At 54.1% G+C, this 13422-nt stretch carries 12 protein-coding genes; 6 read left to right on the top strand and 6 right to left on the bottom strand.

Annotated elements, in window-relative coordinates; genetic code table 11:
- Positions 1-44 precede the first annotated feature (44 nt).
- From ACL7TT_RS09770 to ACL7TT_RS09760, 3 genes are all read right to left on the bottom strand, one after another.
- Positions 45-449, bottom strand: a complete 405-nt coding sequence (locus ACL7TT_RS09770) for a DUF4345 family protein (protein ID WP_413395042.1) — start codon at positions 447-449, stop codon at positions 45-47.
- 191 nt (positions 450-640) lie between these two features.
- A complete protein-coding gene (locus ACL7TT_RS09765; protein WP_413395041.1) occupies positions 641-1117 on the bottom strand; it encodes an Lrp/AsnC family transcriptional regulator in 477 nt (158 codons plus the stop codon).
- A 135-nt stretch (positions 1118-1252) separates the two neighbouring features.
- Positions 1253-2452 (bottom strand): pyridoxal phosphate-dependent aminotransferase, encoded by a 1200-nt coding sequence (locus tag ACL7TT_RS09760; protein WP_413395039.1) that lies wholly within the window; start codon positions 2450-2452, stop codon positions 1253-1255.
- Between the two features lie 718 nt (positions 2453-3170).
- Between ACL7TT_RS09760 and ACL7TT_RS09755 the strand changes: the two genes are divergently transcribed.
- Positions 3171-3899 carry an aspartate/glutamate racemase family protein gene (locus ACL7TT_RS09755; protein WP_413395037.1) on the top strand — a complete coding sequence of 243 codons (729 nt, stop codon included), beginning with the start codon at positions 3171-3173 and terminating at the stop codon, positions 3897-3899.
- A gap of 161 nt (positions 3900-4060) precedes the next feature.
- Here the strand turns inward: ACL7TT_RS09755 and ACL7TT_RS09750 are convergent, their stop codons facing one another.
- Entirely contained in the window at positions 4061-4291 is a 231-nt protein-coding gene (locus ACL7TT_RS09750) for a tautomerase family protein (protein WP_413395035.1), read from the bottom strand.
- Between the two features lie 311 nt (positions 4292-4602).
- On the opposite strand from ACL7TT_RS09750, the gene ACL7TT_RS09745 reads away from it, so the two are divergent.
- Positions 4603-5037: an MAPEG family protein gene (locus ACL7TT_RS09745; RefSeq protein WP_413395033.1), complete on the top strand. Its 435-nt coding sequence runs from the start codon at positions 4603-4605 to the stop codon at positions 5035-5037.
- A gap of 213 nt (positions 5038-5250) precedes the next feature.
- Here the strand turns inward: ACL7TT_RS09745 and ACL7TT_RS09740 are convergent, their stop codons facing one another.
- Positions 5251-6723: a cryptochrome/photolyase family protein gene (locus ACL7TT_RS09740; RefSeq protein WP_413395031.1), complete on the bottom strand. Its 1473-nt coding sequence runs from the start codon at positions 6721-6723 to the stop codon at positions 5251-5253.
- Between the two features lie 344 nt (positions 6724-7067).
- Entirely contained in the window at positions 7068-8015 is a 948-nt protein-coding gene (locus tag ACL7TT_RS09735; protein ID WP_299942487.1) for a YbgA family protein, read from the bottom strand.
- A 258-nt stretch (positions 8016-8273) separates the two neighbouring features.
- On the opposite strand from ACL7TT_RS09735, the gene ydiJ reads away from it, so the two are divergent.
- From ydiJ to tnpA, 4 genes are all read left to right on the top strand, one after another.
- A complete protein-coding gene (ydiJ, locus tag ACL7TT_RS09730; RefSeq protein WP_413395029.1) occupies positions 8274-11312 on the top strand; it encodes a D-2-hydroxyglutarate dehydrogenase YdiJ in 3039 nt (1012 codons plus the stop codon).
- A 75-nt stretch (positions 11313-11387) separates the two neighbouring features.
- Positions 11388-12125: a tetratricopeptide repeat protein gene (locus ACL7TT_RS09725; protein ID WP_413395027.1), complete on the top strand. Its 738-nt coding sequence runs from the start codon at positions 11388-11390 to the stop codon at positions 12123-12125.
- A 497-nt stretch (positions 12126-12622) separates the two neighbouring features.
- Positions 12623-13027: a 3D domain-containing protein gene (locus tag ACL7TT_RS09720; RefSeq protein ID WP_299942490.1), complete on the top strand. Its 405-nt coding sequence runs from the start codon at positions 12623-12625 to the stop codon at positions 13025-13027.
- Between the two features lie 201 nt (positions 13028-13228).
- A partial coding sequence (gene tnpA / locus ACL7TT_RS09715; RefSeq protein WP_413395025.1) for an IS66 family insertion sequence element accessory protein TnpA occupies positions 13229-13422 on the top strand: 194 nt, incomplete at its 3' end.

The raw sequence follows: 13422 nt of genomic DNA, 5'->3' as shown, positions 1-13422 counted from the left end.
ATAGCGGACAGTTTATAGCCTTCTATAGGATTGCCGGGGGTAAACTAATGACCGTGCTGGAGAGGCAGCCAGCGAGATTCGCGGTAGCAAAAAAGCCCCCAGGCCACCATTACCACTTCCAAAAAGAAAAACAGCAGGTTGCGCTCGTCAAATCCACTGACGAACAGCATGGCGTACAACCGGCCGAGCGCAAAGCCGATATAGGCGATCGAAAGTGCCGCATAAGCCACCCTGCGATACCGCCGCAATGCCTGCGCAATCAGCAGAACTACAGCGATTGCCAGTGTAAAACCGCCGTAAGTAGCGAGAAATTCAGGCATTGCAGCAGGGTTATTGAATGTGATCCCGATCACAGCGGCGAAAGCTTGCGGGTTAAGTAATGCCCCCAGACCCACAAACGCAAAAATCAACGCATTGCAAGCCAGGTAAATCCTTCCAAAGTATTTCAACGCTTATTCCCCTCCAACCGTAGTAATCGAACATTTCTTGCAATCGGCCCCAAAGGTCCTACGGCTCGACTAGAGTGTGACTACAGTATATATGAGGCTCCAGCCGCCAAAAGCCCTAATATTCACCCGAGGATCGTGTGTCCCTGGTTGATACAAAAAACCGGATTCTGTGCCGGCACCTGAAATAACATTTAATCTTTGAAGAGCAGTTCGAGGGGATATCCGGTGAACCGCTGGGTTTTCTCAATCACCAAATGCGAAGTCATACGGGATATGGCCGCTGCTTCATTGGCCAGCAGTTGTTCAGATACTACATTGAAGTCCGTTGCGTCCGGACATATAAATCGCAGCATATAGTCAAACTCCCCGGACATTTTCACACAGGAAACAATCTGAGGGATATCATTGATAATATGGCGGAAATTTTCACTGGTCCGCGCATCCTGGCGTTTCAGTGCCACATTCACATAAAATTCAGCATGGCGCACCTTATCCAGGTTTATCTCCGCAAGGAATGCGCGGATATAACGCTCACTGGTCAGGCGCTTCACCCGGGCCAGACAGGCACTCTCTGACAATCCAATCTGTTCACTCAAATTCAGGTTGCTAATACGGGCGTTAGTTTGCAGTGCTTGCAAAATACGCAAATTATGCCGGTCAATTTTCACGAAGTTGGTTTCTTTTGAGTCTGAAAGGAGGCAAGGATAGCGGTATTCGCCGGTGGCTGAAACACTCTATCCCCGTGGTCGGGTAGAACTTCTCGCCTCGGCAAGGATGGCCGGATGAAATGAGCAGTCGTCCGCTCAGCCGACCTGGCGGCACCTGTGGGTAACAAAACGCTCAATGCGGTCCAGTGCACGGGTCAACACTACCTCATCTGCGGCAAGCGTCAGGCGCACATGGTTCACTGCACTCTGGCCGAATGGCGCGCCGGGCAGCACGGAAACCCGTTCGGCATCCAGCAGGGCCTCGGCAAACTCCTGCCCCGAGGCGGCCACATCGGACACATCCACCATCACGAACATACCTGCCTCTGGGCTATAGCAGCCGAGGCCCGGTATCCTGCCAATGCGTGCCACAATCAGGTCGCGGCGCCGCTCGTAGGCATCGCACATCTGCTTGACAAAGTAACTGTCAAACTCCAGGGCAAACGCGGCCGCTTCCTGGATAAACTGCGGGCAGCCAAAGATAGTGGCACCGGCAAACTGTGCCAGTCGATCCACCAATGGCCCCCGCGCCACCGCCCAACCCAGGCGCCAACCACTCATGGCGTGGGATTTGGACAGGCCATCAATCACGACAATATTGTCCAGCGCTTCCGCCGCCGTGCGTAGCGAAGTGTGCCGGCGAGCAAAGGTGATCATGGAGTACATCTCATCGCACACCAGCCAGATAGCCCGCTTGCGACAGTAGGCCGCAAGCGCACGCAGCTGCGCCGGTGTCGCCATGGCACCGGTGGGGTTGACCGGAGTATTGATCATCACCACCCGGGTTTGCTCGCTGATGGCCGCCTTGATCGCCTCCACATCAAAGGCAAAGTCCTTCTCTGCCGGGCAGGCCACCCGTTTCACCGATAGCCTGAGATTGTCACAGATGGGCACATAACCGATATACATCGGCTCGGGGATCACTATCTCCTCACCGGGGTTGAGCAGGCAGGAGAGCACAGCATAAATGGCGTTAGTCCCGCCGGGAAACACCACCACATCATCGGGACTGCAGGGATGTGGCGACACCCTGCTCTCAATATCCGCTATAGCGCGTTGCAACATGGGCTCACCGGCGGCGGGTGAATAGTGCGTGCGCCCCACGCCCAGGCGGGCACGGGCAAAGTCCAGAATGGGCTCGGGGGTATCGAAATTGGGGTCCCCCACACAGAGAAAAATGACATCTTCCCCCTTCCTGGCCAAGCTGTGGGCCCGATCACTGACGGCCCAGACATTGGAGCCTTCACAAGCCAGGGCCTCACTTTGCAGACTGAATCGGGGAGTAAAATCTGTCACGCTTTTAACACTTTATCCGCTGTTTGTGCCGTTAAGATAGCGACCGTAGCTGTAATCGATGACTCTATATCACCGCAGAATACGCATTACTTAGGCGTTTCTAGGACTCTAACCGCAGAAAATGCTGTGGATATTTGCTCTATGGCAGTCTCCGACCCGAGATGGGCGTTTGGTCCGCCATGGGGTGTGCCGCTCGAAAAAAGACAGCCAGTTACAGATAAAGCCCCAGGCATGGTCATAACCCTGACTGCTAAGACTCTTCTGTGCGGGGTAATTCCACCGCTATCGATACAATACCTGATAAAGCGCTGCCAGTAATACAAGTGAGAACAAACCCGGTACCGGTTTGAATTTCAGGCCTGCTCCAGGCTGCGCCAGTGCCGATAACGACAACGAAGTGAAAAAAGTGGCCTACCTTTTTCCACCAATGCGTATCCCGCTTAAAGATGTGCATTCAGTCAAACACCCAGCGATGGTAAGACACACAATTGCCGTTGGAACCTGGACATCTATAGATCAACAAAAACCCGGCACACCTGTTGATAGTCCAATCAGTACAGATATCTTCTCTGCTGCCGAGACATTCTCTAATTACCTGAAACACCTTAAACTTACTACCCTCATTCACGAAACCTTGAGAAGCCAACCAGGTTCGGACACACCCCTTACAATGCCTCAATAGCTCAACTATATTCAAAGCTTCCTAAAGGAATAGAATATGAAAGACCGGCATAACACAAAGCATATTGGCATTGTTGGCTGCTCCGCCGAAGGCGCGGCTCTCTGCTACAAGACTATCTGTACAGAGAGCAGAAAATATCTCGGTGAGCATGCCCATCCCGAGATCTCCATGCACACCCATTCTTTGGCCCGTTATGTGAAATGCCTTGCGGCAAATGACCTGCGGGGGGTTGGCGACCTGATGCTCTCTTCTGCCAACAAGCTCAAAGCACAGGGGGCAGACTTTCTCGCCTGTCCGGACAATACAATCCACCAGGCTTTCGACTATGTTGCACAAAGATCCCCCCTGCCCTGGCTCCATATCAGCGATTGTGTGGTTGCGGCAGCACAGGCACTCGGATACAAAAAACTCGGCATACTGGGCACCCAGTGGCTGGTAGAAAGCGATGTGTATCCGGCAAAGATAGCAACTGCCGGGCTCAGTTGGCAGCGCCCGCCGAAGAAAGCGATAGAAAACATAGGCCAACTGATTATGTGCGAATTAGTCTATGGAATTTTCAAGCCAGAAACTGTTCGATACTTTCAGGAGATCATTAATGATCTGGAAGATGCGGGATGCGATAGCGTTATTCTTGGTTGTACAGAGATTCCATTAATTATCGACAATAGTAATTCATCAATTCCAACACTCAACTCCAACCGCCTATTGGCCGAAGCGGCGATCAAAGAGGCTATCCCCGTTGACCGGGCGCCCTGCTTCCCGTAGAACCAAAGCCGCGTTCAATAAGCGTTAAGTTTCTGATATGGTCAACCACTTCCACAATAGTCAAATAATCCTTGAATTCAGTATCCTGCCTGCAATTGCAGCGGTGCAACTGATCTCGCGAGTAAACGCCTGCCTCCCCAAATACCTTTTCCTATGGGAGGTTAAGCACCGATATTCAAAAATTGTTTTTCACGTTCCGAAATTTCAGGGCAGGTATCGGTTAACAGTTGCCCGCCTACACCAGTGTTATCGTAGGAATCCGCTTCAATATGGATTGTAAGCAGGTTGGCACCCAGCCCTGTACTTTCTTCAAAAGCCCGGATTAGTGCCGCGACACTGGCAACTTTTCTCTCTCTGGACAGGCGAGGCGCGTAAACAATAATGCGTGGCATACTCTATCTCCATCCCAAACTGTGTACACGCCTATAGTGCAGATTCGGCACTCAGCCTGGCATGAATACAATAGAAATAGAGGGCTTCTGGCATCATCGTTCCAGCATTCCAATTGGGATGCCCTATTATGGCAAGCTTAGATAGAGATAAAACCTTGCTGTTGAGCGCGCCTGTGGTGTTGATACTGGGGATTCAGTCATCACCGGGTAAATGTCTCTTCCCTGCTTTAACGATGCACTTCCCTCATACCCGCCCTGGTGTGGTATTGTTGAATAAGAAATAATAATTCTGGATAGTCTTGGGAGCAGATATGGATACCAAAATGCTAATGATTCAACCCGTTGTTGCGCTGGTTATCTGGTCACTGGTAATGTGGGCATGGATGTATGTGACCCGCCTGCCAGCCATTGCAGCAGCGAAAATGCCGATGGACCCCAATGCCCCAGCCGGCGATCAGATGTCAAAACTACCGGCGAAGGTCCGCTGGAAAGCGGATAACTACAATCACTTGATGGAGCAGCCAACGATATTTTATGCCATCGCGCTCTCTCTGGCTGTTATTGGTGATTCGGCTACTATCAATATTCTTGCCGCATGGACTTATGTTGCCTTGAGAATTCTGCACAGCCTGATCCAGGCACTGGGCAATAAAATTGAATTGCGCTTTTTCGTTTTCCTTTTATCCAACATTCCACTGATTCTACTGACGTTTAATGGCGCTCGAACGGTTTTTTCAATAGGCTAGCATTACTGGCATAACCGGATACTGGAGCTTCGGGAGCTGGACAGGTGATGAGACCGACAGTCCAGCCCCGAAGCCAGTATAACAACCAGCCTGGACCTGTTTTTGGGGATAGAGCGCGGATTTTTTGGACAGTGGGCTGCCCTTCCAGCACCCACCCTGCCAAGTATCTAATCTCCCAGCCCCCAAGTGTTTGGAGGAACCAAACCCCCATGCCTATTTTAGCCCAGCAAAAACTGCAATCGCACGCTTGCGCCCAGCCCCCACATCACAAATGACCTGGGGATAACCTGGAACAGGAGGTGGATTGTGAATTTCCCTGTCATTGAGTAGGGCCAGCTCCGGGATATACCGACGGATAAACGTGCCGTCTGGATCAAATCTCTGCGATTGGCTGTAGGGATTGAAGACGCGGAAATAGGGGGCGGCATCGGTGCCTGTGGAGGCCGTCCACTGCCAGCCGCCATTGTTAGAGGCGAAATCGCCGTCGATGAGGTGCTGCATAAAATAGCGCTCGCCCCAGCGCCAGTCGATCAGCATATTCTTGCTAAGGAATGAGGCCACAATCATGCGCAGACGATTGTGCATCCAGGCACTTTCATTTAATTGGCACATGGCGGCATCCACAATAGGGACCCCGGTTTCGCCGCGACTCCAACGGTTAAAAAGATCTTGGTTATAAACCCAGGGAACCCCCTCTGTCTCCACTTTAAAGGGCTGTCCCATACTCAGGCGAGGGAAGTCCACCAACAGATGGGTGTAGAACTCACGCCAAATCAGCTCACTGATCCAGCAGGCAATGCCCTCGCTGCCTCCCTGCCAACAACCATCATTTAAGCTGAGGGCCATATGGGTGCACTGGCGAATGGAAATGGCTCCGCTGTTTAAATAGGGGGATAATCGAGAAGTGCTGTCGAATGCAGGGAAATCCCGCTCGGCCTGATATTTGGTGATCCTCTCACTAAAAACCTTCAGACGCTTCTGCGCCGCCTTCTCCCCAGCCCTCCAACCCCTCACCACCCCCGTCACGGCGCTATCGATTGAGTAGTTCGGCAACTGGCCGGGTATTTTCTGGGTCAGCCTGGCGCCCCCTCCCATTTCCAGCCATTTTGGCCAATGCGAGCCCCCTTCGGGCACAGGCATTTTTCGCGGCACCGGCAAAGGATTAACCGCACTTTCCGCGCACAATTGAATAAGGGTACGCTTGAAGGGGGTAAACACCTTATAGGGTTCGCCATTGCCGGTTCTAACCGATCCCGGCGACAGCAGGGTGCGGTCGCTATAGTACTCGACTTGAATACCACGCTCGCACAATATATCCCGTACGGCAGTGTCCCGGCGCTGTTCATTAATTGGATACTCCGCATTGGCAAATACACCATCGATTTTCAGGCGCAGCGCAACATGCTGCAGGGCTTTGGGTACCTGGGAGAAGGTGGAAATATGGAGGAAATACAGGGGAATATTGCGGGTTTGCAACCGGGTCTGCAATTCGTGCAGACAGGCCATGCGAAAGGTCACCAGTGTATTGCCCTCATCGTGATTTTTCCAACTGGCGGGGCAGGCAATAAAGACTGCGGCCAATTGTTGACAACACTGACTGGCGTGGTACAGCGCCGAGTTATCGTGCATACGCAGGTCACTGCGAAGCCATACCAAACCGCGCTCCAGGGACAGTTTTCGGCGCATTATTTCAGCGGCTCCCGCAGTTGCGCAATCGCGCTTTCTTTGGCGACCGGCAGTACAGCGAAAATGGCTAATTTCCCCAATTCATCCGGACCAGCGCGCTGCATTTCAATAAAATCCTCCTCTCAGCCAGAGGGGTTTGTCAAGCCTCTGTGTCGAATTCGGTCACCCCTTTGCAAAAAAGTGTTGTGGATATGCCCAGTAGCCTTTGCAAATACGAGGCGGGGACAGCAGGCCCTGGCAGCGCTTTCAGTCCCGTAATGTCACCGAGTGAACCGCGTGGTGAGCCACTTCGCGAAGTGGCAGGTGGGCCGCTTTAGGAATTGCAGTGTCAACCATAGTGGCTTTCAGCGGAATTCGCACAAACCCAGTTCGGCCGGCTCCGCGGCGAGCAGAACCTGGCTGTGAATAAAATGGTGCGGGCTGCGCGGCAAATAGTGGCGCAGCATGGTGAGCACCGCAGACAGGGGTTTATGCCCCTGGCGATATGCTTCAATAAGTTGTGCCAGCTCCGCCCGCTCTGCCCTGTTTAAATATCCTTTCAAGTGCCCCTGGCTGTGCATCAGGGCATTGGTTCGGTCCTCGCGGCTGGCCTGGTGCGCAAGAATTTCCATCATTTTCCCCCGCACTTCACAGGCAAATTGCTTCGGTCCCAACACACGGACATTGGCGATAAACTGGCCGAGCGCGCGGGTCAGGGGTTGGCTGTGTGCGAGCAGGAGATATTTGTAGGCAGTATAGAATTCGATCACCCGCGCCGGACGCAGATCGGGGGCCACATAGCGGTGCCAGGCATCGTAGGCAAATACACGGGTGAGGAAGTTTTCACGAAGGCCGCTGGCATTCAGGCGCCCCACTTCCTCCAGGGGCAGGTGCGGGAAATGATGGCGCAGACGCGCGGCAAACAGCCCTGAATCGTGGGCCAGAATGCCCTTCCCATCCGCCTTGTAATGCGGTGTGGTGCGCACACCGCAACTTGGGGACCTCTGCATCAGAATAAAACCGCGCAGATTTTCCACCTCTGGCACAATCTGGTCCGCATAAGCCTCCAATGCCTCGGTAACCTCTATAGCGGAATCCTCCCGCCCTACCGCCCGCAGGCGGTCGCTCACAATCAGGTGGATGGGTGGTCGCGGCACGCCCATGCCAATCGCCACCTCCGGGCAATAGGCGCGCAGGTCAAAACAGTGGCCCAATAATTCGGTGCAGACTTTACTGTGCTTGTGACTGCCGTTGTAACGCACCGGATCACCCACCGCGCAACGGCTGATTCCCACCGGGATCTTGTGAGGCAACAACTGGATATGCATGGTTTTAAGGCGCGGAAAATACCTGTTTCTTTTTTATAGCCTGCCGCGTTTAGTTATACAAGGACTACTTTTGTACAGCTTTCTGGCACCAGGGCTTCGGCTACATCGCGCTTGCGCCCACCCACATCACAGCTACAATGCGGGGTCACATTTTTTCCAGGCAGCTGGGCAGCGAGGCTTTACTTCACCGCTTCCACCGGTCATCTGTGCGGTCTCTACCTACCCGAAACTACGGATTAGCCCATGATTCCAGCATTGCGCGAAGTTGACGAGGTTCAGGCGCTGTATTTGCAGTTTTTGCAGGCGCTGGCAGACGCGGGGTTTCGCGGTGACATCACCCCCAGTTATGCCAACCGCATGGTTCTTGCGACAGACAACTCCATTTATCAAGTACTGCCCCAGGCAGTGGTATACCCCCGCGACAATCGTGACCTGCAGCTACTGGCGCGACTGGCCGACCGGGAGGACTTCCACTCCGTGGTACTCTCCCCCAGAGGCGGTGGTACCGGCACCAATGGCCAGTCCCTCAGCGACGGACTGGTGGTGGATATCTCCCGCCATATGAACCAGATTCTGGAAATCAATGTGGAGCAACGCTGGGTGCGCGTACAGGCGGGCGTCGTCAAGGACCAGCTGAATGCCGCACTCAAACACCACGACCTGTTCTTTGCCCCGGAACTCTCCACCAGCAACCGCGCCACTATTGGCGGTATGATCAATACCGATGCCTCGGGCCAGGGCTCCTGTGTCTACGGCAAGACCCGCGACCACGTGCTGGAACTGCATACCGTGCTCATAGGCGGCGAACTGTGGCAATCCTCATGCATAGACGAAGCGCGGTTGCGGGAAATCAGCGGTGGCGATAAGCGCTCGGCCAAAGTGCACAAAACCTGCGACGAAATCGCGCGACAAAAGGCAGATTTGATCGAGCAGAAATTTCCCAAGCTGAACCGCTGCCTCACCGGCTACGATCTGGCCCATATCCGCGAGAACGGGTGCTTTAACCTCAACAGTGTGCTGTGCGGTTCCGAGGGCACCCTCGGCTTTGTGGCAGAGGCAAAACTCAACCTGCTGCCGATTCCCGAGTGCGTAGCGCTGGTGAACCTGAAATACGACCACTTCCGGGATGCCCTGCGCGACGCCAAGCACTTGATGGACGCCGGTCCCATGTCTATCGAAACGGTGGACAGCAAGGTACTGCAGCTGGCCATGGAGGATATCGTGTGGCACAGCGTGAGCGGGTTTTTCCCCACAGAGGACAGGCCGGTCAAAGGAATCAACCTGGTGGAGTACGCAGCGGATTCCGAAGAGGAATTGGAAAGTGCACTGGCAAGATTCACCACACAAATAGGCGAAGTGATCGGTCAGCCGGGCAAGAGCTTCGGCTACTCCATCGCCCGCGGCCACGCAGAGGTCAATCGCATCTGGGCCATGCGCAAACGGGCAGTGGGTCTGCTGGGCAATGCCCCGGGGGAAAAGCGCCCGATTCCGTTTGTGGAAGATACTGCGGTACCCCCGGAACAGCTGGCGGACTTTATTGCCGAATTTCGTGCGATTCTGGATGAAGCGGGCCTTGATTACGGCATGTTCGGCCATGTGGATGCAGGGGTATTACACGTGCGCCCAGCCATCGATATGAAAGACCCGCAGCAGGCGGCACACATACGCCCCATCACTGATCGGGTGGTGGCCCTCACGCAGAAATACCAGGGGTTGTTGTGGGGTGAACACGGCAAGGGAGTCAGGTCTGAATATGCGCCGGAATTTTTTGGGGAACTCTACCCCGAGCTACAAAAAATCAAAGCCGCATTCGACCCGCGCAACCAGCTAAACCCCGGCAAAATTGCCACGCCCGACGACAGCACCAACCTGTTGAAAATTGACGCGGTGGCGATACGCGGTGAATACGACCGGCAGATTCCCGCCCAGGTATGGGAGGGCTACAGCGAAGGGGTACACTGCAACGGCAATGGCGCCTGTTTCAACTGGAACCCCGACGACGCCATGTGTCCCTCCTACAAAGCCACACGCAACCGGATTCACTCACCCAAGGGGCGCGCCTCACTCATGCGGGAATGGCTGCGTCTGTTGAGCGGGCACGATGTGAATGCGATAGCCAGCGCACGCAAATACCGGGAACGCTCCTTTTTTGTCGGCCTGCCCAAACGCATCGTGAACTCCCTTGCCAAAATGCGTGGCGAGTACGATTTCAACCACGAAGTGAATGAAGCCATGCAGGGCTGCCTGGCATGTAAATCCTGTGTGGGTCAATGCCCTATCAAAGTGGATGTGCCGGAGTTTCGCAGCAAGTTCCTCGAGCTGTATTACAGCCGCTACCTGCGCCCATTGAGGGACTATGCCGTGGCCGGGTTGGAATTTTTGATGCCGCAATTGGCAAAGCTGCCGCAGCTCTATAACTGGCCATTGCAGCTGAAGCCGGTAACCGCCCTGATGGAGAGCGCTTTCGGCATGGTGGACAGCCCGCGGCTCTCACAGGTAACACTGAAGGCCAGGGTGCGGGAACTGGGTGTGCCCACCGCCAGCAAAGCCTGCCTGGAGGCCCTGGGCCCCACCCAGTGCAGTCGCGCAGTGATTATCGTGCAGGACGCCTTTACCAGTTATTTTGACGCCAAAGTGGTATCGGACATACTGCGCCTGCTCAAGCATCTGGATTTCGTACCCCTGTTGGCGCCCTACCGGGCCAACGGCAAGCCACTACATGTATACGGATTCCTGCGCCAATTCCAGCGGGTGGCTCAGGGCAACAGCGAAATGCTCAACAATCTGGCGGCACGTGGCATTCCCCTGGTAGGTATAGACCCCTCCATGACCCTCACCTACCGCTCGGAATACAAAAAACTCCTCGGTGAACGGGCGCCAAAAGTCCAGCTGCTGCAAGAGTGGCTGGCTGAGCAGCAGGATCACTTGGCACAACAACGCGAACGGGTGCGCCCCGGCAGTTTTCAGTTGTTGCCGCACTGCACGGAGCAGACCATTGCCACCGCCTCGTTGAAAGACTGGCAAACGGTATTCTCCGCTCTTGGCCTTGAGCTGCAAACCGAAAACCTTGGCTGTTGCGGCATGGCCGGCACCTACGGTCACGAGGCTGTACACAAGGAAACCTCGCGCGTGATCTTCCAGCAGTCCTGGGCCGCCAAACTCAGCCACGGTGAGGGCAACCAACTCGCCACCGGCTACTCCTGCCGCTGCCAGGCAAACCGCTTTGCGGGTGTTAGTCTGCGCCACCCTCTGCAGGGACTGCTGGCACAACTCAAAAATTAGGGATTAACTGACGTAAGGGGCCGGCAAAAGTGCGCCCCTGAATCGTCCACCCAAAGCAGCCCGCGGGAAGTCCCAGTGCACAAAGCCCCAGCCAGTTTACCGATCTTTTTTTACGTGCTCCTCGGCATGGCGATACTGCTTCTTGTTATGTTTACAGTGCAAAACACCTGGCGCAAAGACGCGACACTTGGCAGGAACGGTATCCAGAACCCCATGGCATGGGTCAATAAGGCCGAAGCCCTCGCCCGCAGCGGCAACTACCACGACGCTCTGCCCCTCTATGAAAAAGCCATTGCTGCCCTAGCGCCATATCCATCCAGGCAGCAGCCCCTGCGCTACCGTTATGGCATCATTTTGAATGCCCTGGGCGCCGAATCACGTCCAGACCTGTATTTGCTGGCCCGCGCCCAGTTTCAATCCGTACTCGACTATCTGGATTCCGGTGCCAAATTACAGCACTCGGCCGCCAGGGTCCGCTCTGCCCTGGCGCACACCTATCATCAGCAGGCCGCCAGCGAACTCACAACCACCCAGCGCACTCACCTGCTGAACACAGCCTACCTCCTCTATAAGGGTGCTGTGGCTGGACTGGTGGAACAGGGGGAATGGCACAACCTCGCCATTACCTATTTCAATCTGGGCCAGGTCTGTGAATGGCAGGGCAACCTTCCGGAAGCCATCACCTGGCTGGATAAGGCTGTACAATTGGATTTTCGGTACGGGTTTCCCGACCTGGAAGAGGATAGCAACTACCTTTCTGCACTGCGCCGGCAGATCCAGCCAATTGTGCAGCATACGGAAACCTCCCTCTGAACGCAGTGTGAGTTTACCAGCTAGCCTGTGACTACATGGTTTCTCCGTCCTGCCAGGCCATTTCCCCAGTGATTCAGCAGCTTTGAATGGCTAGTCACAAATAATCACGGAGAAATTTTTTACTTTCTCCTCTGTGTCCGAGCAGTCCATCCCAGACGGGGGACTCCCTTCTCTTAGGATGACATCGCTGTCATCTTTTTTTTCTTTGCCGGAAATCATTTACCAAGGGCGAGCGGGTCAGCGCCAACCTCAACTGCACAAAAAGCATACAGCGCAAACTTGTTGCGGAAAAAAGCGAAGAAAAGGTATTTAAGATTATTTTTGAGAAAAAAAAAGCCATTTCATACGGGTTATTGTGGTTTAACAGAAAAAGTTGATCGGTCCGCCACCACCTGTAATATAACCAGCGTTGATTAAATATTGATCAATTATTCCTAAGGATACTTAAACTTCATAAGCACCTTTTGGCTTGTGATCACTTTACTCCTGGAGGGGACATGATGAAACAGACTCTGCGTAATACCTTCTTCTTTGTGGCTGCTTTTCTCGCCATTGGTATGAGTGTCAATGCATCGGCGGCGATCAAGAAAACCATGGTCGTGGACGCAACCGCTTACAATTCCGTACCCGGCCAGACCGACAGCGACCCCTGGGTAGCGGCCTGGAACAACCGCTTGCGCCCGGGTGATAAAGTGATCGCCGTATCCCGTGATCTGGAAAAACACGGCCTGACCAACGGTGCCAAGGTAAAGATTGAAGGACTGCCGGGTACCTATACTGTGCGCGACCGTATGAACAAGCGATTCAGAAACCGCATCGACGTGTGGATGGAAAAAGATATCAAGAAAGCCCGTGCCTGGGGCAAGAAAAAGCTGAAAATCATTTTTGAACCGGCTAAGTAAGCAGAGCTGATTTCAACAACCCTTGTGACCCCGCCCTCCAGCGGGGTTTTTTGTATTGCCGCTGCCAGGCAATTAGACAGGACTTTTGACCTTTTCCCGATGATCAGCCCTCCGAAGTAGTGTAAGCGATCCAGTAACCCCACCTGAAAGTCCAGCCAGATTTTCACTACTCTCCTGATTTTTAATGATCAGGAGATTTGAATGGCCACTCAGAGTAAATCCGATTTCTGGCAGCAGCACATCGGTGCTTGGAAGAACAGCGATCTATCCCAAGCAGCCTACTGCCAGCAGCATAAGCTAAAGCTCAGCACCTTCACCTATTGGCGCAACAAGCAGAACAAGCCCCGGCCTAAGCTGATGCCGGTGCCCATGCCAGTTTTGGAAACCTCGGTTGA

The sequence above is a fragment of the Microbulbifer jejuensis genome, assembly GCF_047289955.1.
Lineage (GTDB): Bacteria > Pseudomonadota > Gammaproteobacteria > Pseudomonadales > Cellvibrionaceae > Microbulbifer.
This window is presented reverse-complemented; position numbering and strand designations above follow the sequence as displayed.